Genomic DNA, 25,859 nt, shown 5'->3' on the forward strand with positions numbered 1-25,859 from the left:
TTGCCAACCCAACCAATCTCTACCCAGATCAACCTCGGACTCTTGTTATGGCTGGATGAGAAACGGGGGGCACGTCACGTGGCGCGTCGCCGACATCAGCGTGGATAGGCGAGGACATCTGACCATAGGTCGACGAAAAGCCTTCCACTGGGGCAAGAATGACGAACCCTCTCAGGAGGGCTCATCAGTGCGACAGCCCGATGGGAAGATGGCTCTTGTCGTGACGGCCCACCCGCTCCACTAGAGTCTGTTCATCAGCGTTCATGCCAATGACCTCGACTTCGGCCCCCTGCTTCCGATAACGGAAAACGACCTTGTCGACAGCGGCGACGCCTGTCAGGTCCCACAGGTGGGCGTCGGTCATATCGATCTCCACGCGCCTGGGGCTGCCGTGGTGTTCGAAGGCTGCGGCGAAGACATCGGCCGAAGCGAAGAACAACTGCCCAGACACGCGGTAGCGCAGCACGCCGTCTTCCGGCGTTTCGATCTCTTCGACGACCACGGTCTTACCGACCTTGCGCATGAAGAAGACGGCCGAGAGGATCACGCCCAGGACGACGCCCTTGGACAGATCATGGGTGGCCACGACAGTCGCCGTCGTGGCGATCATGACGATGGACGACTGGAACGGCGTTGAGCGCAGCTTCAGGACTGAGCCCCAGTCGAAGGTTCCGATGGACACCATGATCATCACCGCCACCAGAGCCGCCATGGGTATCCGCGCCACCCAATCCTGAAGCACCAGGATCAGGAACAAGAGGAAGAGGCCAGCCCATAGCGTGGACAGGCGGCCTCGCGCGCCGGAGGTCACATTGATGATCGACTGGCCGATCATGGCGCAACCCGCCATGCCGCCGAACAGCGGCGACAGGATGTTGGCGATGCCCTGACCGCGCGTCTCGCGGTCCTTGTCTGAAGGGGTGTCAGTCAGGTCGTCGATCAGGTTCGCCGTTAGCAGGCTTTCCAGCAGGCCGACGAAGGCTAATGTAGCCGAGACTGGCGCGATAATGGCGAAGGTCTCCCAGGCCAGCGGGACGGCCGGCAGATGGAAGATCGGCAGGGACGAAGGCATCTGCCCCATGTCGCCGACCGTGCGGACATCCAGACCGGTCATGATCACGAAGCCGCTGATCAGGACGATGGCGACCAGGGGCGAAGGCACGGCCTTGGTCAGGCGAGGGAAGCCGTAGATGATGGCCAGGGCAGCGCCGACCAGAGCAAAGGTCTGCCAGTTGGCGCCGATCAGTTCCGGCATCTGAGCCAGGAAGATCAGGATGGCCAGAGAGTTGACGAAGCCGGTCATGACGCTGCGGCTGACGAAGCGGATGTAGCGGCCCAGTTTCAGCAGGCCGATGATGATCTGAAAGACGCCGCACAGGATCGATGCGGCGAACAGGTATTCCAGGCCATGATCACGGACGAGCGTAACCATGAGCAGGGCCATGGCGCCGGTCGCGGCCGAGATCATGGCGGGTCGCCCACCGACGAAGGCGATGGTCACGGCGATGACGAAGCTGGCGTAAAGGCCCACGGCGGGATCGACGCCGGCGATGATGGAGAAGGCGATGGCCTCCGGGATCAGGGCCAGCGCCACGACGGTGCCCGCCAGCAAATCGCGGCGAGGGTTGGCGAGCCATTGCTGGCGCGCGGATGCAATAATGGACATTCAGGATTTCATTTGGACGAGCCGCATGCGGCGGCTCAGTTTCCCGACGGATCGGCGGACGGGATAGCCACCCGGCAGCCCAGGGGCGCCGAGTCCAAGGTGAACGACGGCATGCATGCCGCTACGGGGCTTTGAATGCAAGATCCGTCACGTTCACTGCGCAAGAGGTTTGGACGAATCGACGGGGGGCGGCCGCCTGTTTCAGGCGCCCGCGACGGGTGCGGCTAGTGTCAAATCAATGCGACGGCGACCCCGCTTGCGGCGGTCAGGGCAACGACTATCCATGGTGGGCACTTCCACACCGTCAGCAGAACAAAGCCCGCCAGCGCCACGAAGAAGTCGATCGCACTCAGGATCGCGCCGGTTCCTACAGGGGTATAGAGGGCGAAAGCCAGAATGCCGACGACTGCCGCGTTCGCGCCGCGCATCGCCGCCTGGGCCGCCGGTCGGGCGCGCAGCAGACTCCAGAACGGCAGCACCCCTGTCACCAGCAGCAATCCCGGCGCGAAGATCGCCACTAGACAAAGGGCGGCCCCGGCCAATCCATTCGGAGAAGGCTCCATGGCGGCGCCCAGATAGGCGGCGAAGGTGAAAAGCGGCCCCGGTACGGCTTGGGCCGCGCCATAGCCCGCAAGAAAGCCATTGGAATCGATCCAGCCGGGCTGCACCACGCCTTCTTCGAGCAGGGGCAGAACGACGTGACCGCCTCCGAAAACGAAGGCACCGGCTCGATAGAAGACGTCCAGCAAGGCGACGCCGTGGAGTCCTGTCGCCATGGAGGCGAGCGGCAAGCCCGCCAGAAGCAGAAGGAACAGGACCAGAGCCCCTGCGCCAGCGCGCCGTGAAATCGGGAAGTTTGGAGTCGATGCTGATGTGGCGTTCGTCGTCCGGCAGAGGCGCAGCCCCGCCAGGCTGCCGATGACGATGGCGACGATCTGACCTGTCGCTCCGCCGAGCAACATCAGGATTACAACAGCGGCTAGGCCGATAGCCGCTCTTTGCCAGTCGGGGGTCAGGGTGCGGGCCATCCCCCAGACCGCCTGAGCGACCACAGCCACGGCCACCAGCTTCAGTCCATGCAGCAGGCCCATTCCAACCGGACCGTTGAGCGAGGCTGCGCCCATGGCGAACAAGACCAGGAGCGCGGCGGACGGCAGTGTGAAGGCGCACCATGCCGCAATGCCGCCCAATGGGCCGGCGCGCCACAAACCCAAGGCGTAGCCCGCTTGGCTGGAGGCTGGGCCGGGCAGGAATTGGCACATGGCGACCAAGTCGGCGTATCCGGCTTCATCGATCCAACGGCGTCGCGAGACCAACTCGTCCCGGAAATAGCCGAGGTGCGCCACGGGCCCGCCGAACGACGTGAGGCCGAGCTTGAGGAAGACCGCGAAGACCTCTGTCGGCGAACCGGCCAGTGGCGCGCTCGGGCGCCCGTGGACTGAGCTGGATTCGCCGCTGATTTCCGTGGCCATTCTCTAACAATCCAGCCTGAGGCTACGCAGACCTGGTCGCGATCGCGGACAGGTCGTTGGCCGCATCGATCGGCACGCCTGACGCCTTCCGCTCGGAATAGCGATCCACCAACTGGCCGGCATGGGCGCGGGTCAGGACGGTGAAGCGCACCAGTTCCTCCATCACGTCGACGATGCGATCATAGTAGCTGGACGACTTCATGCGGCCGTCGTCGTCGAACTCCATGAAGGCCTTGGCGACGCTGGACTGGTTGGGGATGGTGATCATCCGCATCCAGCGGCCGAGCAGGCGCAGGGTGTTGACGGCGTTGAAACTCTGCGAGCCGCCGGAGACCTGCATGACCGCCAGGGTGCGGCCCTGGGTCGGACGCATGCCGCCCATGCTGAGCGGCAGGTGATCGATCTGCAGCTTCATGATCCCGGAAATCTGGCCGTGGCGCTCCGGGCTGCTCCAGACCATGCCCTCCGACCACAGGGCGTGCTCGCGCAGTTCATGGACGGCGGGATGATCGTCGTAGGCGACCTGATCGGTCAGCGGCAGGTCGGACGGATCGAAGATGCGCGTCTCGCAGCCCATGAAGCGCAGAAGGCGGGCGGCCTCCTCGACGCACAGCCGGGAAAAGGACCGATCCCGCAGCGAGCCGTAGAGCAGCAGGATGCGCGGCGGATGGTCGTTCGGACCGAGGCCCAGCGCGGGGCAGCTGGACAGATAGGCCGGGTCGAGCGCGGGCAGGTGGTCGGGATCGGGCAGGTCGCGAAGGCGGGTCATTGGATACGCAGATCCTTGAACATGAAGGTCGCCGATGCCGGGCACAGGCCGCTGAACTGGCGAGAGGCGGCGATGGCGGGCGGCGCGGCTGACCGAAGGGCGACCGAGTAGCCGCGCCGCTGGAAGAAGGCGGCGGCCGAGGTCGTGAGCAGATAGAGGCTGGCAGCGCCTTGCTGGGCGGCTTCAGTTTCGAGCCAGGACAGGATCGCCCCGCCGTGACCGCCGCCGCGACGGCCGTCAGGGACGACGATGGAGCGGATCAGGACGTCGGGCCCGACCTGCTCCAGCCCGCCGTAGCCGACCAGCCCCTCGCCATTCTCAAAGCGGAAGAAGCGCCGGTCGGGTTCGTGGAGGTCATCCGTCGGCAGTCCGGCAGCCTCCAGCGCGGCGATCAGGTCGGCGGTGGGTTCGGGCAACGCCGAGACGTTGAAGGCCATCAGCAGGCGTCCTTCTTCGGGGCGGTCGCGGGGAAGTAGCGGCGGCCCAGCCACAGGGCGACCGACACCAGCAGGATCAGCACCGGGACCTCGACCAGCGGGCCGATGACCGCCGCGAAGGCGACCGGCGACGCCAGCCCGAAGGCGGCGATGGCGACGGCGATCGCCAGTTCAAAATTGTTGGAGGCGGCGGTGAAGGCCAAGGCCGTGGTGCGCGGATAGTCCGCCTCGATCAACCGTCCCATCAGGAAGCTGACCACGAACATGACGAAGAAGTAGATCGTCAGCGGAATGGCGATGCGCAGCGCATCCAGCGGCAGGGCGACCACCTCGCCGCCCTTGAGGCTGAACATGGCGACGATGGTGAAGAGAAGGGCGATCAGGGTGATCGGCGCGATGCGCGGCAGGAAGCGCGTCTCGTACCAGTCATTTCCCTTCCTCGCGACCAGCGCCCGCCGGGTCAGGAAACCGCCGAGGAAGGGCAGGCCCAGATAGACCAGGACGGCGCCGGCGATGGTCCAGACGGTGACGTCCACCACGCTGCTCTCCAGCCCGAACAGGGGCGGCAACACGGTCAGGAACAGCCAGGCGTAGAGGCTGAAGAAGGCGATCTGGAAGAGCGAATTGAAGGCGACCAGACCCGCCACATACTGGTTGTCGCCGCGCGCCAACTGGTTCCAGACCAGCACCATGGCGATGCAGCGGGCCAGACCGATCAGGATGACGCCGGTCATGTATTCCGGCTGGTCGCGCAGGAAGATGACCGCCAGCGCGAACATCAGCACCGGCCCCAGCACCCAGTTCTGGAACAGGGACAGGGCAAGCACGCGCCTGTCCGCGAAGACGCGCGGCAGTTCCTCGTACTTCACCCGCGCGAGCGGCGGATACATCATCAGGATCAGGCCGATGGCGATGGGGATGTTTGTCGTTCCGACCGACAGGTCGTCGATCCAAGCGGGAAGGCCCGGCACAACCGTGCCCAGCAGCACGCCGAACGCCATTGCCGCGAAAATCCACAATGTCAGCCAGCGGTCGAGGAAGGACAGGCGGCGCTTTGGCTGTTCAGTAATCATGGCGTCGACCATCAGCGAACCCTTCGGCCCTCAGTATCGATGACGACCTCGCCGTCCTCCTTGGTGAAGGGCTTAAGCCCCTCGGCCGGCAGAAGGTTGAGGACCGCCTCCGACGGTCGGCACAATCGCACCCCCAGCGGCGAGACGACGATCGGGCGGTTCAGCAGGATCGGATGGGCCTCGATGGCGTCCAGAAGCTGGTCATCCGTCAGGGCGGGATCGCCGAGGCCCAGTTCGGCGAAGGGCGTGCCCTTCTCGCGCAGAAGGCTGCGCAGCGGAACGCCCATGCGCCTGACCAGCTCCGTGATCATGGCGCGGCTGGGCGGCGTCTTCAGATACTCGATGACGTGGGGCTCGATCCCGGCGTGACGGATCAGGGCGAGGGCGTTGCGCGACGTTCCGCAGGCGGGGTTGTGATAGATGACGACGTCCATGAGGTCCTCAGGCGCGGCACGGCGCGAGTTCGGCCAGAAGCGGCTCGCACAGGTCGGCGCGGCCCTGGCAGCAGTCCTTGAGCAGGAACAGGACCAGCGCCTGAAGACGGCTCAGATCGGCGCGGTAGATGATCGAGCGGCTGCGACGCTCCGAGCTGATCAGGCCCGCGCGGGACAGAACCCCAAGGTGCGCCGACATGGTGTTGGCGGGCACTGCCAGTGCGTCCGCGATCTCTCCGGCAGGCAGGCCAGCGGGTTCATGCCGGACCAGCAGGCGGAAGGTCTCCAGCCGCGTGGGCTGGGCCAGGGCGGCGAGGGCGAGAATGGCGGCTTCTGATTCCATGATTCCAAGATAATGGAATCAATAACGGAGTCAAAGGCCAACTAGTGCTCATGAATGTCGGCTTTGCGCGCGGATAAGAAAGGCCGCTTCTGGCGCTTAGTGGAAGTCCCGCGATCCCGGCAAGATGCGCACGTCGCGCGGATGCCGATGTGACGGGTGTCGCGGGGGTTGCGAGTTAGCGACGATATCGGCGCGGGCCAGTTGGATGTTGGTTTCGTGGTCTTCGGATAGGCGGGACAGTTCGGCGCTGCGCTCGATGACGCGGCGGGCGACGACGTGGACGACGCCCTCGGGGCTTTTCTCGACCAGGCCTTCGATCTGCATCAGGCGGGCGCCCATGATCTCGCGTCGGTACTGGTCCAGCATCCGCGCCCACAGGACCACGTTGGTGATGCCGGTCTCGTCTTCCAGGGTGACGAAGACGGCGTTGCCCTTGCCCGGCCGCTGACGCACCAGCACCACGCCGGCGACCCGCACGATGGAGCCGCCGCGCCTGGCTTCGGTTTCGGCGCAGGTCAGGACCCGGTCAGCGGCGAAGACGGGGCGCAGGATGGCCATGGGGTGGGCCTTCAGCGACAGGCGCGCGGTCTGGTAGTCGGCGGCGACATGCTCTCCCAGCGGCATCAGGGGTAGATGGGCGTCGGGCTCCGCGCCCAGTTCGCGAGCGCCGCGTTCGCGCGCCTCGGCGGCGGCGAACAGGGGCAGGGGATCATCGCCGGGCAGGCGGCGCACCGCCCATAGAGCCTCGCGACGATCCTGTCCCAGGGAGCGGAAGGCGTCGGCGTCGGCCAGCTTGCGCATGCCGGCGGCGGGCAGTTCGGCGCGCCGGGCCAGGGTTTCGATATCGGCGAAAGGCGCCACGGCCCGCGCCGCGGACAGGGCGTTGGCCCAATCCTCCCTGAAGCCGTCGATCTGGCGCAGGCCCAGGCGCAGGGCGGGGGCGTCTGCGGGCCCTTCCAGACTGTTGTCCCAGTCGCTGTGCGAGACGTCGATGGGGCGCACCTCGACCCCGCCGACCTCCTGCGCTTCACGCACGATCTGAGCCGGGGCGTAGAAGCCCATGGGCTGGCTGTTCAGCAGGGCGCAGGCGAAGGCCGCCGGATGGCGGTGCTTGATCCAGGAAGAGACATAGACCAGCCGGGCGAAACTGGCGGCGTGGCTCTCGGGAAAGCCATAGGAGCCGAAGCCCTTGATCTGTTCGAAGCAGCGCCGCGCGAAGTCAGGATCATAGCCGCGCGCGATCATCCGCCCGACCATGCGGTCTTCATAGGTGTGCAGCGTCCCGTCGCCCCGGAACGTGCCCATGGCCTTGCGCAGGCCGTTGGCCTCGGCGTCCGTGAAGCGGGCGGCGACCATGGCGACCTTCATCGCCTGTTCCTGGAACAGGGGGACGCCCAGGGTCCGGTGCAGCACCTGCTTCAGCTCGTCCGGCGGACCGTAGAGGCGGCCGGGCGGGGGATAGTGAACTTCCTCCACGCCGTTGCGGCGGCGTAGGTAGGGGTGGACCATGTCCCCCTGGATCGGGCCGGGGCGCACGATGGCGACCTGGATCACCAGATCATAGAACTCTCGCGGCCTCAGCCGGGGCAGCATGTTGATCTGGGCGCGGCTCTCGACCTGGAAGACGCCGATGGACTGGCCCCGGCACAGCATGTCGTAGACCTCGGCCTCCTCCGGCGGGACGGAGGCGAGGTCGTGCTCGACGCCCGAATGGGCCTTCATCAGGTCGAAGGCCTTACGGATGCAGGTCAGCATGCCCAGAGCCAGGACGTCGACCTTCATCAAACCCAGGGCGTCGATGTCGTCCTTGTCCCATTCGATGAAGGTGCGATCCGGCATGGCGGCGTTGCCGATGGGGACGGTCTCGTCCAGTCGTCCCTGGGTCAGGACGAAGCCGCCGACGTGTTGGGACAGGTGGCGCGGAAAGCCCAGAAGGCGTGAGGCCATGATGACGGCGCGGCCGATCATCGGATTGGCGGGATCCAGACCGGCCTGTTCGATCTGGCGGCCGCTGATCTCCGATCCCCAACTGCCCCACTGGGTCGAGGCCAGACGGGCGGTGACGTCCTCAGTCAGGCCCAGGACCTTGCCGACCTCGCGGATGGCGCTGCGGGGACGATAGCGGATGACGGTGGCGGCGATGCCGGCGCGATGCCGCCCATAGCGGTTATAGACGTACTGGATGATCTCCTCGCGCCGCTCATGCTCGAAGTCGACGTCGATGTCAGGCGGCTCGTCGCGGTTGGAGGACAGGAACCGCTCGAACAACAGGTCGTGACAGGCTGGATCGACGCTGGTGATGCCCAGGACGTAGCAGACCGCCGAGTTGGCGGCTGATCCGCGCCCCTGGCACAGGATGCCCTTGTCCTCGGCCGTGCGGACGATGTCGTGGATGGTCAGGAAATAGGGGGCCAGGCTGCGATCGGCGATGAAGGCCAGCTCCTTCGCAAGCAGGGCCGTGACCTTGGGCGACGCGCCGTCCGGATAACGGAGGAGGGTGCGGCGACGCACCAGCTCTTCCAGCCAGCTCTGGGGCTCCCATCCCGGGGGTACGGGCTCCTCGGGGTATTCATACTTCAGGTCGCTCAGATCGAAGGTCGCGCGCGACAGGAAGGCGGTCGTCTCGGCCACCGCCTCGGGCGCGTCCTTGAACAGGCGGGCCATTTCTTCCACGGGCTTCAGCCAGCGTTCGGCGTTGGCTCCCAGCCGACGGCCGGCGGTTTCGATGGTCGCGCCTTCGCGGATGCAGGTCAGGACGTCCTGCAGGTCGCGGTCGTCGGGGGCGGCGTAGAGGACGTCGTTGAGCGCCAGCAGGGGAACCTCCACCCGCTCCGCCATGGCCTTGAGCCGGGCCAGCCGGCGCCGGTCGTCGCCGCGCCTGTGCATAGCGGCTCCCAGCCAGACCGCGCCCGGCACCGCCGCGTTCATGCGGGCCAGCACCTCTTCCAGCCCCGTCAGCCGGTCCGGCGGGACGAGGATCAGCAGCAGGTCTTCAGGATCGACCAGCAGGTCGCGCAGGCCGATCTCGCACGCGCCCTTCTTCGCCCGGCGATTGCCCAGGGTCAGCAGGCGCGTCAGCCGACCCCAGCCCGCTCGTGTCTCCGGATAGGCGATGACGTCTGGCGTCCCGTCGTTGAAGACCAGCCGCGTCCCGGTCAGCAGGCGAAAGTCCGCTGCGCGACGTTTCACCTCTTCGGACAGGGCCGGATCGTTCAGCGGGTCCTCGATGTAGGCGATCTCGCCGGGACTGCCGCCGTCGCGCATCCTGTCCGGCGGGGCCAGACCCTCGACGCGAATCTCCTTCAGCGCGCTCCAGGCCCGCACCACGCCCGCCACGGTGTTGCGATCGGCCAGCCCCAGTCCGGCATGACCGCGCATGATCGCCGTCAACACCAGGTCCTTGGGATGCGAGGCGCCGCGCAGGAAGGAGAAGTTGCTGGCCGCCGCCAGCTCGGCGTAGGCGCCGCAAGGGTCGAGCCTGCTCATGCGAACAGGCCGTGGATGAACCAGCGCGGCTCGGGCGTCTCGCCATAGAGGCCCTGGCGGAACAGCCAGAAGCGACGGCCGTCCCGGTCCTCGACCCGGTAGTAGTCGCGGGTGCGCTGGTTCGGGGCGCGCCACCATTCGCCGCTGATCCGCTCGGGCCCTTCGGCGCGGGTCACTTCGTGCAGGACGCGCCGCCAGCGGAACTTCAGAGGGTAGCCGTCGGGAACCTCGGCCAATGTTTCGACCGGCTGAGGCGGGTCGAACATCTGCAGCGGCCGCAAAGGGGGATCGTCGGGGTCGAGGTCGGGCCAGGTCTCGTCGCCATGACGGGCGGCGGCGGGGACCAGCCGCGCCGCGCGTTCGGGAATGTGCGAGGCGAAAGGCTCGAAGCGCAGCACCGCCTCCGGCCCCAGACGCGCGGTCAGCCGGTCAACCAGGCGGCTGAAGGCCTCCTCGCCGGGCGTCTCGCGTTCCAGCCCCTGCTGGGTGGGCGCCAAGGTTTGGGTCCAGGGCACGGACATCCGCATCTGGTCGAAGCCGAAACCGGGGTCCAGCGGGTTGGATAAGGCCGCCATCCGCTCGCGGAACAGCCGCAGGGTCGCGGGGGCGTCGCGGGTCGGACGGCCGGTGCGGACGACGATGCGGCGCGTCTCTCCGTCCACGCGATAGAAACCGGCCTCGAAGGCGCGGGCGCCCAGACCGGTCTGATCCAGCCGGTCCATGGTCTCGATCAGCAAATCGGACAGGACCCGCTCCACGTCCTCGGGCGCCGAGATCGGCTCGAAGAAGACGCGGTCGACGACCACGGGCGCGGGCGGACGATGCGGTGTGATGCGCATGTCCTCGTCGCCCAGAACCCGCGCCAGTCGGGTCGGGAAGTCGGGGCCGAAGCGGGCGGCCAGGGGCGCGCGAGGCCGGTCGTCCAGATCGGCGAGCCGCTTCAGGCCCAGGCGACGCAGGGCCTCGTCCTCCTTGTCCGAAAGCTCCAGGGCGGCGACCGGCAGGCGGCGCGCAGCGGCGCGGTCCTGGCCGGGCTCGAACCGACCGCCGGAGCCGAAGCGGGCCAGGGCGCGCGCGACCTGGGGCGTGCCGGCCAGGGCGCACCGGATTTTGAGTCCGGCGCGTTCGGCCCGCGCCTGGACCGTCCGCATCAAACCTGCTTCACCGCCGAACAGGTGGGCGCAGCCGGTCACGTCCAGCATCAGGCCGTGCGGCGGGTCTAGCGCGATCATGGGGGTGAAGCGGCCGAAATCCTCCAGCACCCGCGCCAGCAGAGCGTCGTCGAGGTCGGGACGATGGGCGACGACGCGCAGGGCGGGCGTCCGAGCCCGCGCATCGGCCAGGGCCAGACCTGGCGTCAGCCCAGCCCGCGCCGCCGCCGGATCGGCGGCGGCCAGCCGCAGCGCGCCCTTGACCTTTTCGGCCAGGATGACGGGCGGCGCATCAGGCGGCGTGTCTGGTTCCTGACGGCGCAGCCGGTCGCTGGGCAGCCAGGGGAACCAGACCGCCAGATAGCGGCGCGGGCGGGCGGAAGGTTCGCTGTTCACGATCCCACTCCATGATCCAGGTTCCGGTCGCCCCGCCGCCGCGCCGTCGCAGCAGGGTCGCCGAAAAAGACGGCCGACCCGGCGCCCCGCCTTCCAGAGGTTCCGAAGCGCAGGACGCCACCGACCAGCGGGTCTCGGCCGCGCTGGGGCAGGGCAGGGCGCCCGCCCGCGCCAGAAACAGGGTCGCGCCGCCCGTCTCGGCCGCCAGAGCCAGTCGGCGGCTGGCCGTCAGGCTGAAGGCCTTGGCCTCGCCCCAGGCGCTCAACAGCACGGCGCCCACGGCGGGACTGCGCAGGGCTTCTTCGCCGACGGCCAGCAGGGTCTGCACGTCGCGCGTCCGCACCAGCAACAGGTCGCGCGGCGACAGGCCCATCTCATGCAGGCCCGGACCGTGCGGCCGCCCCGCCTCCTGGGCCATCATCTCATGCAGGCCCCAGACGATGGGACGCCCCGCCGTCGCCCGCAGCGCCATGCCCAGCCCAAAGGCGTTGACCGCCACCGCGTCGGCAGGGGCGACTGCATAAAGATCATGCAAAACGCCTTTGGTCAGTGGCGCAAAGACGTCGTCGCTTCCCGTGCGCACGCCCACTCCAACGCGACGACCGCCGGCCCGATCCAGGGCCTCCAAGCGAGTTTTCAGCGCTGTCAAAGCGTCAGGCTGTGAACAAATGTTCCTCATTTGTTCTATATGCGCGCCAACCCCCTGGGGGAGTCAAGCGAAGCGGGAGGCAAGGCTCAATACGGTTATCGACAACGACCGATTCTGGCGTTTGGTTGGCCTCACTCCCCACTTCGACGTCGTGCAAACGCGGGCGTGTCTGAAGCCTCCAGCCGAACGCCTGCCCCAATCGTGTCGTCAGCGGGCAAAAAAACCACCCCCAAGTTTTGAAGCACTGTGACCAACAGGTTGGCGTTTGCGCGGTTGATCGGCGCGAAGTCGTTCGTCGCTTCGGCGCGCTTGATGGTGTTGACGGCCAGCCCTGTGCGCTCCGACAGGTCCAGGACCGACAGATTCAGAAGGCCTCGGGCGCCGCGCAGCTGGGCGCCTGTCGGATGATTGGGGGAGCGCGCTCGAGGTGTCTTCATAATTAAATTTGACTCTTTAGACTCATTTTGAATTTATGGACTCATTATCAACGTAGAGTCTTATCTGTCCATGAAGAACCAATTCGAATTGAATTGTCCCATTCACGGGGCGCAGTTGAAGCGCGCGAAATGTCGGTGCTGCAACGCCCTTTATATGAGCGCCTATATGCGCCAGCGGCGGCGTCGCGATCCTGTGGCGGCCTTGCTGGAGCGAGCGCGGGAAAGGGCGGCGCGCCTGGATTTGCCGTTCAACCTGCGCCGTCGTGACGTGGTGGTGCCGCCGGTTTGCCCTGTCCTCGGTATGCCGCTGGCGACAGGTTCTGAACGATCGAGCGGATCGCCTTCGCTGGACCGCATCAGGCCTGCCCTGGGCTATGTGCGCGGGAATGTTCGCGTTATCAGCGACCGGGCCAATCGCCTCAAGGGCGCCTGTACACAGGAGCAGGCCAGGGAGCGCGCTCAGTCGGCGCTCCCGCCGCGTCGACCTGACCTGGAAAAGATCGCGGCCTATATCGAACGGGAGGAACTTCTGGCGGAGGTGCGCCGGAAGGCCGCGCAAGGCGGTCGTGCAGGGGCCGAATGGGAGAAGGTGGCTATCTTTTTAGACAGGGCGTTTGTTTCTGCGGAGTGGTTGCAGAAAAAATAGAAGAGGTGCGGTCCAGATCAAGACCAATCAGCAGTGGATTAGCAGAGTGGATCTATATGTTGCCTCACCTGTAACCGTTCACCGACCAGTTAGAAGATCAAGCGGATCAACTTTCAAGACCTCTGCGATTCGCTCTATGACGCCCAGCGTTGGGTTCCTCTGTCCGCGCTCTAGCTGCCCCAGGTAGCTGTAGGCCAGCCCGACCTCATGAGCGAGCGTTTCCAGAGTCATTTCCCGCTCACGCCGGATACGCCTTACATTTTCGCCAAGAACCTGGGCCATTCGCATAGCCCCAAGCGCAAGGAAATCTTCACCTTCATCCAGTCATTATAGTGACCAAATTGGGAGGGCGTGATGGAAGCTGTGGTTGTTATGTGTCTGGCCGCCTTAGTGTGGTTCGGTCGATGGATATATTTGCGGCTTCGTGTGACCGAGGTGCGGGTCGATGAACTCCGCAGAGATTTAGATAGTCTGTCTGAACGACAAACGGCCAAATTCCCGGAATTTGGCCGACGCTTACAACGCCCTGATGTGTAAGAGATCGCGCGCTCGAAAATGGGACGGCTTCAAATATCGCAGCGCGCGTGGAGGCTCTAAGAACGTGATCTGCTGATATGCGCATGTCATTTCTTAACAAAAACAATAAGATAAGCGATTTTTCTTGTTGCGATCGGAACGCCGTTCGGTATATATGGGCGGCGACGACAAATGACGCCCGTCGGGGTGTCTGTCCCGGTATCCCGCCGGTCGCCTCTAGCGATTGTCGTCTTTGACGATCGAGTTCGCTGTTTTGTCCCATGTAGAGCGTTATCTTCACGACCGCAGGTCTGACGCCATCACGTCTTCGACCCCGCTTCGCCTGACTGTGGCGGCGCGTCTCGCCTTTCCTGACGGCTCCGTCTCGGTGCGCACCCTGCGGCTGGAGGCCAGCCGGGGGCGCCTAGTCATCGAGCGGATCGGCAACAAGGATTTCACCACTCTGGCCGCCATCGAAGCGATGAGGGAACTGTGCCGCGTCCCGCCCAACCCCCGCGCCTCTATCTGCGCGAACGAAAGGGCCGAGAGGCCCGCTATGTCATCCTCGACCGTGGACGTGAAATCGGCACGGGCTTTGGCGAGCCGGACCAGCGAGGCGCTGAAGAAGCGTTCGGCCGCTATCTAGCCGACAAGCACCGGCCTGATTTCGGCGATGGCCATCCGTCCAAGGTCGCCGTCGCAGACGCGCTGACCTACTATCTGGAATCTCTGCGGGACGATCATTCCGGTCCGGAGCCCTATCATGTCGACCGTCTGCTGGAGGGGTTGGGAGACCTGACTTGCGACGCGATCAACATCGATGCCTGCCGGAAGTACGTGAAGGCAAGAACCGGCGGCACCCATGGGCGCAGACCGGTGGTGGAGGCCACCGCCCGGCGTGAACTCGAGACCTTGGCGGCCGCGCTGAACCTGCTTCATCGGCATGGAAAACTGGATCGGCCCATCCCGATCACCAAGCCGGACGCGGGACAGCCCAATGAGCGCTGGCTTACGCGGATGGAAGCGGCGCGGCTTCTACGCGGGGCGTTGGGGTATGAGGCTGTCGGCGTTGACGACCAGGGCGGCGTCAAAGGGTGGCGCCGTGTCGCCGAGCCCAACTATCATGTGGCCCGTTTCATCCTGATCGCTCTTTATACGGCGACGCGCCATTCGGCCGTGTTGGCCTTGCGCTGGACGCGGAACCCGACGGCGGGTTCGGTCGATCTGGTCACGGAAACCATCCATCGTCGGGGTACGGCGGAGCGGGAAACGCGGAAGCGTCGGCCGCCCTGTCCGATTCCGCATCGGCTGATGCCGCACCTGCGGCGGTGGCGCAGACTGACGATCCATGGCCCCTGCGAATATGATGGGGAGATCATCCAGCGTCAGCGTAGCGGCTTTGAAAGCGCCAAGGAGCGGGCGGGTCTGGGAGCGGACGTGACGCCGCACACGCTGAAGCACACCTGCATCACCTGGCTGCTTCAGAAGGGGGTTCCTACCTGGCAGGTCGCGGGCTTCACCGGCACCAGCGAGGGGCTGATCACCAGGGTCTATGGGCACCACAGCCCAAACTACATGGAGGAGGCGCGCTCAGCGATTGGTCGGCGATGACCTGGGCGGGGAGCGTTTCATGGGCGTTTCCTGGGCGGCGCACTCTCCCGAAGGGGGAGCAGTTCCAAAAAACCTAGGAAAGAGAATGGTGGACGCGACAGGGATTGAACCTGTGACCCCTACGATGTCAACGTAGTGCTCTCCCGCTGAGCTACGCGTCCGCCTGTTCTGCGGCCCGTCCGACTGATGTGTCGGTGGGCGGGAAGGCGGCGTCTATAACCCGCAGTTTGCGGGGCCTGCAAGGGGCTTTGACGCCTTTCTTCGACTTTTCTTTCGGTTAGGCCGCGATCATGCGTTCGACCTCGTTCACCAGGTCGCGCAGGTGGACGGGCTTGGACAGAACCTTGGCCTGGGGCGAGGCCTGGGCGGCGCTGAGGGCGACGGCGGCGAAGCCGGTGATGAACATGATGCGCAGGCCCGGCTGGCGGGCGGCGGCGACGCGGGCGACCTCGATCCCGTCGGCGCCCGGCATGACGATGTCGGTCAGCAGCAGGTCGTAGGGGCCCTGGTCCAGGGCGTCGATGGCGTCGTCGCCGTTCTCGCAGGCCACGACCTCATGATCGGCCCGCTCCAGGGCGCGGGTCAGGAAGCCGCGAAGAGAGTTGTCGTCTTCGGCCAGAAGAATGCGCGCCATGATCGTATCGAAACCGTTGGGGAATTGGCGGCCAGCCTAGGCCCGGCCCGGTAAACCGGCGATGAAGACGAACGGGGAGAGCGGCATCGGGGCGCGCCTTCCGCTGCGAAGCAGGTTATGGCGAAGGCATGGATGCGCCTCAGCCGCCCTTCTGGATCGTTCCGGCGGACGCCGGGCGGGCGACGCCGCTGGTGTTCGCCTCGCCGCATTCGGGCGAGCTCTATCCCGATGACATGGGGGCGACGGCTTCGGCGCGGGCGGTCCGCAGCGCCGAAGACGCGGCCGTGGATCAACTGATCGACTGCGGGCCGGGGGAGGGGGCGAGCCTGATCGCCGCGCGTATCGGCCGGGCTTATGTCGATCTGAACAGGGCGCCGGACGAGTGGGATCCGGCCCTCATCGTCGATGCAGACGCGCCGCGCGCCAGCGCCAAGGCTCAGGCCGGCTATGGCGTGGTGGCGCGGCTGGCGGGGGACGGGACGCCGCTCTATGGGCGTCGGCTGACGCGAAGCGAGGCCGAGGCGCGGGTGGCGCGGGTGCACGCCCCCTATCATGCGGCCCTGGCGGAGATGATGCAGGCGGCGCGGGCCGAGTTCGGGCGGGCGGTGCTGATCGATTGGCACTCCATGCCCGCACGGGCGACGAACGGGGTCGTGGACGTGGTGCTGGGGGACCGGCATGGGACCAGTTGCGAGGCGCTGCTGACGCGGCGTCTGCGGCGGCTGTTCGAGGCGCAGGGGCTGACGGTCGGGCTGAACCGGCCCTATGCGGGCGGCTATGCGACCCAGATCTGGGGGCGGCCGGAGGACGGGTTTCAGGCGGTGCAGATCGAACTGAGCCGGGGCCTGTACTGGGACGAGGCGGCCTGGGCGCCGTCGCCGGGATGGAAGCGCTGCCGCTCGGCCCTGCGTCGGGTGATCGCCGAGCTTTGCGTCGACTGGCGCGCCTGACGGCTGCGCTCGAGGCAAAAAAAGAGCCGCGCCAAACGGCGCGGCTTTGAAAGTCTATAGGGAGGAAACGCCCAGGAAGGGCAAGACGCTCGAAAGCGTCGAAAACCAAGTTAGTTTGCAGCGCACAAAAATACAAGTCTCGATTCAATCTTATACAATCACGGGATGTTACCGAGTTTGCCGCTCAATCCCATGATCCTGAAATGCGGCGCGTGCCGTTGATTTCGCAGTTGCGAGATCGTCAGCCCCGTTCAAGCAGGCGGCGCGCCTGCCGGATGGCGCCGGCGGCGGGCGATGCGAGCTGACGCCAGGCCAGGAGGGCGAACACCGACACGGCCCCCAGCATCAGCCATAGCGGCCCGAACAGCCAGGCGGCGGCCGCCAGGGCGAAATAATAGCCGCGAACGCCCTGGTTGAAGCTGGTCAGGGCGGGGTTCAGCACGCGCGCCACGGCGCGTCCATAGGCGACGCGGTCGGCCTCCTCATGGATTTCGGGCGCGGCGCCGATCAGGGCGACGGTGTAGTTCAACTGGCGCAGCGCCCAGATGAAGTCGAGGAAGCCGCGCGCCAGGCACAGCAGCACCACGGCCAGCTTGGCTTCCATCAGGCGCGGGGCGACGGGTTCGGCGCCGACGGCGGCGAAACCGCGCATGGCCGCCTCGCCGCCGAACAGAACGCCCGCCACAGCGGCGATCAGCAGCAGATTGGTCGAGGCGAAGAAGGAGGCGGAGTTGATCGAATGACCCATCAGCTGGCTGTCGATCAGCCGCATCTCGCGATGGGTCATGGCGCGCATCCAGGCGTCGCGCACCGACAGCATGTCCATGTTGAGGGAGCCGCTGCGTCGCGCCACCAGGCGAATCAGCGGGCCGTAGCCCAACCAGGCGACGACAAAGACGAACAGGGCGATCCAATCGAACAGACTCATGCCTGATTGACGCCACGTCGGCCGTCGCAAGGCAAGCGTGATCGCCGCGACGCTTGCCGTAAAGCCGCGCAAAGCTTATCACGCGCGTCAATTCTCCCCGTTCGCACCTGCAACAAGAGCGCATCATGAATATCGACGCCATCCCGGTCGGCCCCAACGCGCCGTGGGACATCAACGTCATCATCGAGATCCCGCAGGGCGGCCTGCCGGTGAAGTATGAGATGGACAAGGAATCGGGCGCCCTGTTCGTCGACCGCTTCCTGCACACCGCCATGTACTATCCGGGCAACTACGGCTTTGTGCCGCACACCCTGTCGGACGACGGCGACCCCTGCGACGTCATCGTGCTGAACCCGACGCCGGTGGTGCCGGGCTGCGTCATCCGCTCGCGCCCGATCGGCGTGCTGAAGATGGTCGACGAGGCGGGCGGCGACGAAAAGATCCTGGCCGTGCCGGTCGACAAGCTGAACCCCTACTACACCGAGGTTTCCAGCTACCGTCAGCTGCCCGCCATCCTGATCGAGCAAATCGAGCACTTCTTCACCCGCTACAAGGATCTGGAGAAGGGCAAGTCGGTCACGGTCAACGGTTGGGGCGACGCCGGCGAAGCCGCCGAACTGATCGCCGCCGGCATGGCCGCCCACCAGGCCAAGCTGGCCGCCAAGGGCGAAGCCGCCGCCTGATTGGCGTCTGCATCTGAATATGAAGAGGCCCCGCTGGAAACGGCGGGGTCTTTTTTGTGGGCGAGGCGATCCTGACCTCGGTGCCTGAATGACCCGACCGCCCCCACCCGACTTGGCTGCTCCGCGCCGCCCTTCGGGTCGGCCTGACGGCCTCAGCCACCCTCCCCATGAAGGGGAGGGAGAGCCGTTTCTACTTCTTTCTGAACGCCGCGATCGCCTCGACGGTCTGGCGCACCTTGGCCTCGATGCCGGCCCAGTCTTTCGCCTGAATGGCGGCGTCGGTGATCAGTTTCGAGCCCATGCCGGTCGCCACGATGCCGGCGCCGAACCATTTGGCGATGGAGGCTTCGTCCGGGTCGACGCCCCCGGTCGGCATGATCTTGCTCCAGGGCATCGGCCCCAGCACCGCCTTGACGAAGTCCGGCCCGCCGACCGAGGCGCCGGGGAACAGTTTGACGATCTCGCAGCCCAGTTCCTGCGCTTCGGAGATGTCGCGCACCGAGCCGCAGCCAGGCGAATAGGCCACCTGGCGACGGTTGCAGACCTTGGCGACCTCTGGGACCAGGCAGGGGCTGATGACGAAGCGCGCGCCCGACGCCAGATAGAGGGCAGCCGTCGGCGCATCCAGAATCGAGCCGACGCCCATGATGATGTCGGGGTCGGTGCGCGCGAACTCCTTCGACAGGGCAGTGAAGGTCTCCCAGGCGAAGTCGCCGCGATTGGTGAACTCGATCGCCTTGGCGCCGCCGCGCGCGCAGGCCCGGATCACCTCGGCGCAGACCTCGAAATCGGGGTGATAGAAGACCGGCACTACGCCCTGGGTTTCAAGGGCGGTGAACACGCTGAGGCGGTCGTGGCGCATGGGAACTCCTTCACTCTGAGGGGCGAAGCCTATTCGGCGGTGGCCAGCTCCACCAACCGCTTCACCATGGCGCTGTCGGGATCGGCCAGCGAGTCCAGCACGGTGAAGTGGTCGGCCCCCTCGACGATCTCGACATGGGTGTCGGCGCCCTTGCCGCCCCAGGCGGCGGCCATCTCGCGGCTCTGGCGGACGAACTCATTGCTTTCGTTTCCGCCCACCCAGCAATCGAGCGCGGTGCCGCCGGGCGTCGCCCCGTTCGGCGCGGGCCAGTGGATCGGCGACAGGGCGCGCGCGACCGGCGCGTCCAGTCCAAGCGCCTCGTTCAGCGAGGTGTGGACCAGCGGCTCCAGGTCGAACACGCCCGAGATCGCCAGCGCCGCGCGCGCCCGGCCTTCGGACAGCATCCCCGCCGCCATATGCCCCCCGACCGAATGGCCGAACACCAGCGGCCGCTTGCCGGTGCGGGCGCGGACGAACTCCGTCGCCTCGCGCATCTGGCTGATGATCTTGCCGACCGGGACGCCCGGCGCCAGGTCATAGCCCGGCACGACGACGCTGATCCCATGCTCCAGCAGGGCGGGCGCCACCCAGGCGAACCAGCCGCGGTCCAGCGCCTGCCAGTAGCCGCCGTGCATGAAGACGGCGACGGGCGCGCCCGCGTCGAACCATTCCATCTTCTGCCGTTCGGACGGGCCGTATTCGATCGTCTCTGGCCGCCGGGCGTCGATCACCCGCAGCGATTCCTTGCGCCAGCGATCCAGAATGGCGGGGTGGCCCGGCACGCGGGCGCGGTTGTTATAGGCCGCCTCATAGGCCGCGGCCCGTTCTACTTGCGTCGCCTCGGGCGACAAAGCCTTACCCATGTCGTCTCCATCCGCTAGAGACCTCCGCTTGAACGGGAGGCTTGAAGGCCATGATGACCGCCATTTTCGTCTTCATCAAATGCGAGTTGGGCTACGCCGACGATGTTGCGGCCGATCTGGTCGATAATGTCGAGAATGTGAGCGAGGTCTATTCGACGTCGGGCCAGCATGACCTGCTGGCCAAGTTCCAGCTGCCCAAGGACGCCGACATCGGCACCTTCGTGACCAAGCAGGTGCAGACGCGGCCGCACATCCGCGACACCTTTACCGTCATCACCTTCTCGCCCTTCCTGCCGTCGAAGAAGTAAGACGCACTCTTTCTCCCTCCCCTTCATGGGGAGGGTGGTCGCGCAGCGACCGGGTGGGGTGGGCTTGGTGATCCTGCGCGCACTGTGATTCCCTCCGCCCCTCATCGGCCCCCGCGCCTGAACAGCCTCGCCGCCCCACCCGACTTCGGCCTGACGGCCTCAGCCACCCTCCCCATGAAGGGGAGGGAGAAACCCTGTTCCGTTTTCAAAAAGGACCGGCTAGCGTCTCTCTCAGGCAAGAACGCGAGGGAGGGCGCCCATGGCCGATCTGGAGACGTTCCGCGCTGAGACGCGCGACTGGCTGGAGGCGAACTGTCCGCCCGAATGCCGTGGCGCCGGGGCGGGCGAGGCCGACATGGTCTGGGGCGGGCGCAACGCCGTCTTCCCGACACCTGCGCACAAGCTCTGGCTGGACCGCATGGCTGAGCGTGGCTGGACCGCGCCGGAATGGCCGCGCGAATACGGCGGCGGCGGGCTGAACCGCGAAGAGGCCAAGGTGCTGGCCGCCGAAATGCGCCGCATCAAGGCGCGACCGCCCCTGTTCAGCTTCGGCGTCTGGATGCTGGGCCCGGCCCTGCTGGCCTTCGGCACGGAAGAACAGAAACAGCGCTTCCTGCCGCCCATCGTGCGCGGCGAAATCCGCTGGTGTCAGGGCTATTCCGAGCCGGGCGCCGGGTCCGACCTCGCCTCCGTCCAGACCCGCGCGGTGGATCAGGGGGACCACTGGATCGTCAACGGTCAGAAGATCTGGACCTCCTACGCCGACAAGGCCGACTGGATCTTCTGCCTGGTCCGCACTGACCCCGAGGCGCCCAAGCATCTGGGCATCAGCTTCGTCCTGTTCGACATGGCGACGCCGGGCGTGACGACGCGTCCAATCACGCTCATCAGCGGCAAGTCGCCCTTCTGCGAGACCTTCTTCGACGACGTGCGGGTCGAAAAGGAGAATCTGATCGGCACGCTGAACCGGGGCTGGGACGTGGCCAAGGCCCTGCTGGCGCATGAGCGGACCATGATCGGCGCCATGGGCGATACCGGCGTCGGCCGCCCGCTGGGGCAGGTCGCGGCCGATAATCTGGGGCTGGACGAGGCCGGGCGATTGGACGCGCCGCTGCTGCGCGCCCGCATCGCCGACTACGACATCGACGCCGCCGCCTTCCGTCTGGCGATGGAGCGGGCGGGCGATCAGATGAAGGCGAAACAGGCCCACCCGGCGATCGCCTCCATGTTGAAATACTACGGCTCCGAACTAAACAAGCGCCGCCACGAACTGGCCATGGCGGCGGGCGGATCGGACGCGCTGGAATGGGAAGGCGACCGCTCGAACGACGGTCAGGCCGCCCGCGACTGGCTGCGCACCAAGGCCAACTCCATCGAGGGCGGCACCAGCGAAGTCCAGCTGAACATCATCGCCAAACACCTGCTGCAACTGCCGGGAGCGTGACGCCCAACCCACCTCCATGGCCGCCGTCATCCTCGGGCTTGACCCGAGGATCGAGGGCCGCGCCGGACTGGACGCCGCCCGCTCGCCACCACGCCCGATGCCCGGATCAAGTCCAGGCATGACGAAGAGAAAGTAGGATTGATGCCCCTGATCCTGACCGAAGAGCAGACTATGCTTCGGGACGCCGCCGACGGCTTTCTGAGCGAAAACGCGCCCATCGCCCACCTGCGGAAACTGCGCGACAGCCGCGACCCGGACGGCGTCTCGCGCGACCTGTGGCGGGCGTTCGGCGAGATGGGCTTTTCCGGCGTCGTCATCCCGGAGGAAGACGACGGCTCGGGCCTCGGCGCCGTCGAGGCGGGCGTCATCGCCGAAAGTCTGGGCCGCACCCTGACGCCGTCGCCTTTCATGGGCTCGTCCGTGCTGGCGGCGACGGTGCTGAAGACGGCGGGTTCGGAGGCGCAGAAGGCCTGGCTGGGCAGGATCGCGGCGGGCGAGGCCATCCTCAGCCTCGCCATCGACGAAGGGCCCAAACACGCGCCCGCGAAGATCGCCACGCGCGCCGAACGGTCCGGCAACGGCTTCAAACTGAACGGCGCCAAGGGCTTCGTGCTGGACGGCCATGTCGCCGACGCCCTGATCGTCGCCGCGCAAACGGACGAGGGCCTGACCCTGTTCTTGATCGATCCGGCCACGCCGGGCGTCTCGGTCGAGCGCACCGTCATGGTCGACGCCCACAACGCCGCCCGCGTGACCTTGAACGAGGTTCAGATCGACGCCGACGCTGTCATCGGCGCTGTGGGCGAGGGGCAGGGCCCGCTGGACGCCGCCCTGACGCTGGGCCGCGCCTGCGCCGCTTCGTCGCTGGTCGGGGCGGGCGATCAGGCGTTCAGGACCACCCTCGACTATCTGAAAACCCGCAAGCAATTCGGCAAATTGATCGGCGAGTTTCAGGCTCTTCAGCACCGCGCCGCCCACCTGTTCACTGAGCTGGAACTGGCCAAGGCGGCCACGCTGGCCGCGCTTCAGGCCATCGACGCGGGCCGCCCTGACGCCGAACAGGCCGCCGGCATCGCCAAGGCCAAGGCCGGCCGCGTCGCCGAACTGGCGGTGCAGGAGGCGGTCCAGATGCACGGCGGCGTCGGCATGACCGACGAGTTTGACGTCGGCCTGTTCATGAAGCGCGTCCGCGTCTTGAACGAGCTGCTCGGCGACGCCCACTTCCACGCCGAACGCCTCGCCCGCGCGCAAGGCTTCTGAACCCCTTCTCTCCTTGAGGGAAAAGGATGATGCTGACACTCGTTTGATCCAGGGCAAAGCCGTGCGGCTCGGGGTGACGGTTGGGCGAGGATCGCTTACACCTCCCGGCAAGGGAGAAACGACATGACGCGATCCAACGCGCCCGCCTATCAGACAGGCTTCGCCAACCACTTCGCCACCGAGGCGGTGGACGGCGCCCTGCCGGTCGGCCGCAACTCGCCGCAGCGCCCGGCGCTGGGCCTCTATGCCGAACAGCTGTCGGGCGCGGCCTTCACCGCCCCGCGCGACCACAATCTGCGCAGCTGGCTCTATCGCCTGCGGCCCTCGGCCCAGCACGGGCCGTATCAGCCGCTCGCGCAAGGCCGCGTGCGTTCCGGCCCCTTTACCGAGACGCCGCCCAATCCCAACCGGATGCGCTGGGATCCGCTGACCATGCCGGACCAGCCGACCGACTGGGTCGAAGGGCTGACCACCTATGGCGGCAACGGCGACGCCGATTCCGGGACGGGGGTGGGCGTCCACCTCTATGTCGCCAACCGTTCGATGGTCGATCGCGTCTTCTATTCGGCCGACGGCGAGCTGCTGATCGTGCCGCAGCAGGGGGCGCAGCGCTTCGTCACCGAGATGGGCGTGATCGAGGCGGCGCCGGGCCACGTGGTCGTCATCCCGCGCGGCGTGCGCTTCCGCGTGGAGGTCGACGGTGAGGTGCGCGGCTATGTCTGCGAGAACTACGGCGCGCCCTTCCGCCTGCCGGATCTGGGCCCCATCGGCTCAAACGGCCTGGCCAATCCGCGCGATTTCGAGACGCCGGTCGCCGCCTTCGAGGACGTGGATCGCCCGACTGAGTGCGTTCAGAAATACGGCGGCAAGCTATGGGCCACCACCTTCGATCACAGTCCGCTGGACGTTGTGGCGTGGCACGGCAACTACGCCCCCTGCCGCTATGACACGGCGCGGTTCAATACCATCGGCACGGTCAGCTTCGACCACCCGGATCCGTCGATCTTCACCGTCCTGACCTCGCCCAGCGACACGCCGGGGACGGCCAACTGTGATTTCGTCATCTTCCCGCCGCGCTGGATGGTGGCCGAGAACACCTTCCGTCCGCCGTGGTTCCACCGCAACGTCATGAGCGAGTTCATGGGGCTGATCTTCGGCGAGTATGACGCCAAGGCGGGCGGCTTCGCCCCCGGCGGCGCCAGCCTGCACAACCGCATGAGCGGCCACGGCCCGGATCAGGCCAGCTGGGACGGGGCGACCAAGGCGGACCTCAAACCGCACAAGATCGAGAACACCCTGGCCTTCATGTTCGAGACGCGGATGCCGATCCGCACGACGGCCTGGGCGGAACAGACGCCGTTGATGCAGCTGGACTACGACGACTGCTGGACCGGCTTCGAAAAGGGCAAGGTCTGAAGCCTTCCCCTAATCCGATATGAAAGGGCCCCGCCGCGATCGCGACGGGGCCCTTGTTCGATGCGAGGTCCGCTTAGGACTTCGGCGGCGTGTTCGAGGTGGTCATGCCGCCATCGGCGTTGCCGGCCTCGGCCTTGATGGCGTCGGCTTTTTCATCGGCCTTCTTCTCCACCGCGTCCGCCTGAGCGTTCAGGGCGTCGGCCTGGGCTGCGGTCGGGGCGGCGTCGGCCTGGTTCTCAAGCTGGGTCGCCGTCACATCGGCCTGAGCCTCGACGGCGTCCGCGCGGGCGTCGGCCTCCTTCTCAGCCGGGTTCTGGCAGGCGGCCAAGCCGGTCAGGGCGGCGACGGAGACGGCGGCGAGAACGAGTTTGCGCATGATGGTGCTCCAGATGGTTGAGCCTAGGAAACTCGCTGGATCACATTCGGTTCACGCGCCTGTGATCACATTTTCAGCCCGCCTCGGCGAAGGCCACGCGCGCGGCGCCCAGAAGGGCGGCGTGTTTATGCAGGATCACCTTGGTCGGAATGGCGGCCATATAGTCCTGGAACCGACCCTTTCGCTCGAACCGTCGGCGGAAGGGGCTGGCCTGGATGAAGGGCAGGATGCGCGGTACGATCCCGCCGGCGATATAGACCCCGCCGCGCGCCCCGGTGGTCAGGGCGATGTCCCCGGCGACAGCGCCCAGCATGGCGCAGAAACGGGCCAGGGTGGCGCCGCAGGGGCTGTTCGGATCGTCCAGCGCCTGAGCCGTGATCTGGGCGGGATCGTCGATGTGGGTCTCGCGACCGTCGATCTCGGCCAGGGCGCGGTGCAGGTTCAGCAGGCCGGGCCCGCAGATCAGCCGTTCGATCGAGACGCGGTCGTAGCGGCGGCGCAGGATGCGCAGGACTTCGTCCTCGACTTCGTCGCCGGGGGCGAAACAGGCGTGGCCGCCCTCGCTGGGCAGGGCCATCTCGCGGCCGTGGGCGTCGCGCGCCAGGGCGGAGACGCCGAAACCCGTGCCCGGTCCGACCAGGGCGACGGCGGCGTGGGGATCGCCCTGGGCCGGGCCGCCCAGGGACGCCAGTTCGTCTTCGGGCACGACCGGCGCGCCCCAGGCCAGGGCCTCGAAATCGTTGATCAGCCGGATCGGGTTCAGCCCCAGGGTCTGAAGCTCGCCCTCCGATACGCGCCAGGGCGAGTTGGTCAGGTCGATGGCGCCGTCCGTCACCGGCCCCGCCACGGCGATGACGCCGCCGGTCGGCTTGACCGGACAGCCGTCGAGATAGGCCTTTACGCCGTCCAGAAAGGTCGGGTGGGTCTCGGCGGGGAAGCTCTCGAAACGCTCCAACCGGGGGCGACCGTCGACCCTGCGGGCCAGGGCGAAACGGGCGTTGGTGCCGCCGACGTCGCCGACCAGAAGCAGGGGATCGGTCATGCGGTTC

25 protein-coding genes, 1 tRNA gene and 1 other annotated feature are annotated in these 25,859 nt (G+C 66.8%); of the genes, 8 read left to right on the forward strand and 18 right to left on the reverse strand.

The genetic code is table 11. The features are described 5' to 3' along the window. Positions 1–184: 184 nt before the first annotated feature. From AC3A3G_RS05350 to AC3A3G_RS05395, 10 genes are all read right to left on the reverse strand, one after another. A complete protein-coding gene (locus tag AC3A3G_RS05350; protein ID WP_487487701.1) occupies positions 185–1,666 on the reverse strand; it encodes a SulP family inorganic anion transporter in 1,482 nt (493 codons plus the stop codon). A 37-nt stretch (positions 1,667–1,703) separates the two neighbouring features. After that, positions 1,704–1,765, reverse strand: a sequence feature (sul1 is cis-regulatory element that is thought to sense ions involved in sulfur or methionine metabolism; They are found in Alphaproteobacteria). A 131-nt stretch (positions 1,766–1,896) separates the two neighbouring features. Continuing rightward, positions 1,897–3,138 carry a chromate efflux transporter gene (gene chrA, locus AC3A3G_RS05355; protein WP_487487702.1) on the reverse strand — a complete coding sequence of 414 codons (1,242 nt, stop codon included), beginning with the start codon at positions 3,136–3,138 and terminating at the stop codon, positions 1,897–1,899. Positions 3,139–3,160: 22 nt separating this feature from the next. Further along, complete coding sequence (gene arsH / locus AC3A3G_RS05360; protein WP_440230396.1) at positions 3,161–3,907, reverse strand: arsenical resistance protein ArsH; 747 nt, start codon at positions 3,905–3,907, stop codon at positions 3,161–3,163. Further along, complete coding sequence (arsN2, locus tag AC3A3G_RS05365) at positions 3,904–4,344, reverse strand: arsenic resistance N-acetyltransferase ArsN2 (protein WP_440230397.1); 441 nt, start codon at positions 4,342–4,344, stop codon at positions 3,904–3,906. The genes arsH and arsN2 overlap by 4 nt, the downstream gene beginning before the upstream one ends. Further along, positions 4,344–5,429, reverse strand: a complete 1,086-nt coding sequence (gene arsB, locus AC3A3G_RS05370; RefSeq protein WP_487487703.1) for an ACR3 family arsenite efflux transporter — start codon at positions 5,427–5,429, stop codon at positions 4,344–4,346. Before arsB ends, arsN2 begins: the two co-directional genes overlap by 1 nt. Further along, complete coding sequence (arsC, locus tag AC3A3G_RS05375) at positions 5,429–5,851, reverse strand: arsenate reductase (glutaredoxin) (RefSeq protein WP_025977280.1); 423 nt, start codon at positions 5,849–5,851, stop codon at positions 5,429–5,431. Before arsC ends, arsB begins: the two co-directional genes overlap by 1 nt. Positions 5,852–5,858: 7 nt before the next feature. Further along, positions 5,859–6,194 (reverse strand): ArsR/SmtB family transcription factor, encoded by a 336-nt coding sequence (locus AC3A3G_RS05380; RefSeq protein WP_025977279.1) that lies wholly within the window; start codon positions 6,192–6,194, stop codon positions 5,859–5,861. Positions 6,195–6,290: 96 nt separating this feature from the next. Further along, positions 6,291–9,680, reverse strand: coding sequence for an error-prone DNA polymerase (locus tag AC3A3G_RS05385; RefSeq protein ID WP_487487704.1), 3,390 nt, complete (start codon positions 9,678–9,680; stop codon positions 6,291–6,293). Then, positions 9,677–11,227, reverse strand: coding sequence for a Y-family DNA polymerase (locus AC3A3G_RS05390; protein WP_487487705.1), 1,551 nt, complete (start codon positions 11,225–11,227; stop codon positions 9,677–9,679). Before AC3A3G_RS05390 ends, AC3A3G_RS05385 begins: the two co-directional genes overlap by 4 nt. Continuing rightward, complete coding sequence (locus AC3A3G_RS05395) at positions 11,124–11,810, reverse strand: ImuA family protein (protein ID WP_487487706.1); 687 nt, start codon at positions 11,808–11,810, stop codon at positions 11,124–11,126. Before AC3A3G_RS05395 ends, AC3A3G_RS05390 begins: the two co-directional genes overlap by 104 nt. 573 nt (positions 11,811–12,383) lie before the next feature. Here AC3A3G_RS05395 and AC3A3G_RS05400 point away from each other — a divergent pair. Further along, on the forward strand, positions 12,384–12,959 hold the full coding sequence (locus AC3A3G_RS05400) for a hypothetical protein (RefSeq protein ID WP_487487707.1): 576 nt from the start codon (positions 12,384–12,386) through the stop codon (positions 12,957–12,959). Positions 12,960–13,037: 78 nt separating this feature from the next. Here the strand turns inward: AC3A3G_RS05400 and AC3A3G_RS05405 are convergent, their stop codons facing one another. Beyond that, positions 13,038–13,247 (reverse strand): helix-turn-helix domain-containing protein, encoded by a 210-nt coding sequence (locus AC3A3G_RS05405; RefSeq protein ID WP_346522419.1) that lies wholly within the window; start codon positions 13,245–13,247, stop codon positions 13,038–13,040. A gap of 720 nt (positions 13,248–13,967) precedes the next feature. Here AC3A3G_RS05405 and AC3A3G_RS05410 point away from each other — a divergent pair. Next, entirely contained in the window at positions 13,968–15,086 is a 1,119-nt protein-coding gene (locus tag AC3A3G_RS05410; protein ID WP_487487708.1) for a tyrosine-type recombinase/integrase, read from the forward strand. A gap of 86 nt (positions 15,087–15,172) precedes the next feature. Here AC3A3G_RS05410 and AC3A3G_RS05415 read toward each other — a convergent pair. Next, positions 15,173–15,247: transfer RNA gene (locus tag AC3A3G_RS05415), tRNA-Val, on the reverse strand. 116 nt (positions 15,248–15,363) lie between these two features. Further along, a complete protein-coding gene (gene cpdR, locus AC3A3G_RS05420) occupies positions 15,364–15,720 on the reverse strand; it encodes a cell cycle two-component system response regulator CpdR (RefSeq protein ID WP_003166166.1) in 357 nt (118 codons plus the stop codon). Positions 15,721–15,848: 128 nt separating this feature from the next. Between cpdR and AC3A3G_RS05425 the strand changes: the two genes are divergently transcribed. Further along, positions 15,849–16,670: an N-formylglutamate amidohydrolase gene (locus tag AC3A3G_RS05425; RefSeq protein WP_487487709.1), complete on the forward strand. Its 822-nt coding sequence runs from the start codon at positions 15,849–15,851 to the stop codon at positions 16,668–16,670. Positions 16,671–16,911: 241 nt separating this feature from the next. On the opposite strand, the gene AC3A3G_RS05430 is transcribed toward AC3A3G_RS05425, so the two are convergent. Then, positions 16,912–17,598, reverse strand: coding sequence for a DUF599 domain-containing protein (locus AC3A3G_RS05430; RefSeq protein ID WP_125902162.1), 687 nt, complete (start codon positions 17,596–17,598; stop codon positions 16,912–16,914). Between the two features lie 125 nt (positions 17,599–17,723). Here AC3A3G_RS05430 and ppa point away from each other — a divergent pair, with 125 nt between their 5' ends. Next, positions 17,724–18,281, forward strand: a complete 558-nt coding sequence (gene ppa, locus AC3A3G_RS05435; protein WP_125902163.1) for an inorganic diphosphatase — start codon at positions 17,724–17,726, stop codon at positions 18,279–18,281. A 190-nt stretch (positions 18,282–18,471) separates the two neighbouring features. Here the strand turns inward: ppa and AC3A3G_RS05440 are convergent, their stop codons facing one another. Further along, positions 18,472–19,143, reverse strand: a complete 672-nt coding sequence (locus AC3A3G_RS05440) for a bifunctional 4-hydroxy-2-oxoglutarate aldolase/2-dehydro-3-deoxy-phosphogluconate aldolase (RefSeq protein WP_487487710.1) — start codon at positions 19,141–19,143, stop codon at positions 18,472–18,474. A 29-nt stretch (positions 19,144–19,172) separates the two neighbouring features. Beyond that, a complete protein-coding gene (locus AC3A3G_RS05445) occupies positions 19,173–20,006 on the reverse strand; it encodes an alpha/beta hydrolase (protein ID WP_200168821.1) in 834 nt (277 codons plus the stop codon). Positions 20,007–20,056: 50 nt separating this feature from the next. Here AC3A3G_RS05445 and AC3A3G_RS05450 point away from each other — a divergent pair, with 50 nt between their 5' ends. The 4 genes from AC3A3G_RS05450 (at position 20,057) to hmgA (ending at position 24,434) form a co-directional block, all read left to right on the forward strand. Further along, positions 20,057–20,314 carry an Lrp/AsnC ligand binding domain-containing protein gene (locus AC3A3G_RS05450; RefSeq protein ID WP_487487711.1) on the forward strand — a complete coding sequence of 86 codons (258 nt, stop codon included), beginning with the start codon at positions 20,057–20,059 and terminating at the stop codon, positions 20,312–20,314. Positions 20,315–20,573: 259 nt separating this feature from the next. Beyond that, positions 20,574–21,758 carry an acyl-CoA dehydrogenase family protein gene (locus tag AC3A3G_RS05455; RefSeq protein WP_487487712.1) on the forward strand — a complete coding sequence of 395 codons (1,185 nt, stop codon included), beginning with the start codon at positions 20,574–20,576 and terminating at the stop codon, positions 21,756–21,758. A gap of 141 nt (positions 21,759–21,899) precedes the next feature. Next, positions 21,900–23,018: an acyl-CoA dehydrogenase family protein gene (locus AC3A3G_RS05460; RefSeq protein ID WP_487487713.1), complete on the forward strand. Its 1,119-nt coding sequence runs from the start codon at positions 21,900–21,902 to the stop codon at positions 23,016–23,018. Positions 23,019–23,141: 123 nt separating this feature from the next. After that, on the forward strand, positions 23,142–24,434 hold the full coding sequence (gene hmgA / locus AC3A3G_RS05465; RefSeq protein WP_487487714.1) for a homogentisate 1,2-dioxygenase: 1,293 nt from the start codon (positions 23,142–23,144) through the stop codon (positions 24,432–24,434). 73 nt (positions 24,435–24,507) lie between these two features. On the opposite strand, the gene AC3A3G_RS05470 is transcribed toward hmgA, so the two are convergent. Continuing rightward, positions 24,508–24,810: a hypothetical protein gene (locus AC3A3G_RS05470; protein WP_200168439.1), complete on the reverse strand. Its 303-nt coding sequence runs from the start codon at positions 24,808–24,810 to the stop codon at positions 24,508–24,510. A 73-nt stretch (positions 24,811–24,883) separates the two neighbouring features. Beyond that, positions 24,884–25,852, reverse strand: a complete 969-nt coding sequence (gene glk / locus AC3A3G_RS05475) for a glucokinase (RefSeq protein ID WP_487487715.1) — start codon at positions 25,850–25,852, stop codon at positions 24,884–24,886. Positions 25,853–25,859 lie beyond the last annotated feature (7 nt).

The organism is Brevundimonas sp. Soil_N_31, from assembly GCF_057655995.1.

Bases quoted from the DNA above. Each gene is read 5' to 3' on its own strand.
- ppa (WP_125902163.1), top strand. From the start codon at position 17,724: ATGAATATCGACGCCATCCCGGTCGGCCCCAACGCGCCGTGGGACATC.
- AC3A3G_RS05430 (WP_125902162.1), bottom strand. From the start codon at position 17,598: ATGAGTCTGTTCGATTGGATCGCCCTGTTCGTCTTTGTCGTCGCCTGG.
- AC3A3G_RS05385 (WP_487487704.1), bottom strand. From the start codon at position 9,680: ATGAGCAGGCTCGACCCTTGCGGCGCCTACGCCGAGCTGGCGGCGGCC.
- arsB (WP_487487703.1), bottom strand. From the start codon at position 5,429: ATGGTCGACGCCATGATTACTGAACAGCCAAAGCGCCGCCTGTCCTTC.
- AC3A3G_RS05350 (WP_487487701.1), bottom strand. From the start codon at position 1,666: ATGTCCATTATTGCATCCGCGCGCCAGCAATGGCTCGCCAACCCTCGC.
- AC3A3G_RS05405 (WP_346522419.1), bottom strand. From the start codon at position 13,247: ATGCGAATGGCCCAGGTTCTTGGCGAAAATGTAAGGCGTATCCGGCGT.
- AC3A3G_RS05440 (WP_487487710.1), bottom strand. From the start codon at position 19,143: ATGCGCCACGACCGCCTCAGCGTGTTCACCGCCCTTGAAACCCAGGGC.
- arsH (WP_440230396.1), bottom strand. From the start codon at position 3,907: ATGACCCGCCTTCGCGACCTGCCCGATCCCGACCACCTGCCCGCGCTC.
- chrA (WP_487487702.1), bottom strand. From the start codon at position 3,138: ATGGCCACGGAAATCAGCGGCGAATCCAGCTCAGTCCACGGGCGCCCG.
- AC3A3G_RS05450 (WP_487487711.1), top strand. From the start codon at position 20,057: ATGATGACCGCCATTTTCGTCTTCATCAAATGCGAGTTGGGCTACGCC.
- AC3A3G_RS05380 (WP_025977279.1), bottom strand. From the start codon at position 6,194: ATGGAATCAGAAGCCGCCATTCTCGCCCTCGCCGCCCTGGCCCAGCCC.
- AC3A3G_RS05455 (WP_487487712.1), top strand. From the start codon at position 20,574: ATGGCCGATCTGGAGACGTTCCGCGCTGAGACGCGCGACTGGCTGGAG.
- hmgA (WP_487487714.1), top strand. From the start codon at position 23,142: ATGACGCGATCCAACGCGCCCGCCTATCAGACAGGCTTCGCCAACCAC.
- AC3A3G_RS05400 (WP_487487707.1), top strand. From the start codon at position 12,384: ATGAAGAACCAATTCGAATTGAATTGTCCCATTCACGGGGCGCAGTTG.
- glk (WP_487487715.1), bottom strand. From the start codon at position 25,852: ATGACCGATCCCCTGCTTCTGGTCGGCGACGTCGGCGGCACCAACGCC.
- AC3A3G_RS05425 (WP_487487709.1), top strand. From the start codon at position 15,849: ATGGATGCGCCTCAGCCGCCCTTCTGGATCGTTCCGGCGGACGCCGGG.
- AC3A3G_RS05460 (WP_487487713.1), top strand. From the start codon at position 21,900: ATGCCCCTGATCCTGACCGAAGAGCAGACTATGCTTCGGGACGCCGCC.
- arsC (WP_025977280.1), bottom strand. From the start codon at position 5,851: ATGGACGTCGTCATCTATCACAACCCCGCCTGCGGAACGTCGCGCAAC.
- arsN2 (WP_440230397.1), bottom strand. From the start codon at position 4,344: ATGGCCTTCAACGTCTCGGCGTTGCCCGAACCCACCGCCGACCTGATC.
- AC3A3G_RS05470 (WP_200168439.1), bottom strand. From the start codon at position 24,810: ATGCGCAAACTCGTTCTCGCCGCCGTCTCCGTCGCCGCCCTGACCGGC.
- cpdR (WP_003166166.1), bottom strand. From the start codon at position 15,720: ATGGCGCGCATTCTTCTGGCCGAAGACGACAACTCTCTTCGCGGCTTC.
- AC3A3G_RS05445 (WP_200168821.1), bottom strand. From the start codon at position 20,006: ATGGGTAAGGCTTTGTCGCCCGAGGCGACGCAAGTAGAACGGGCCGCG.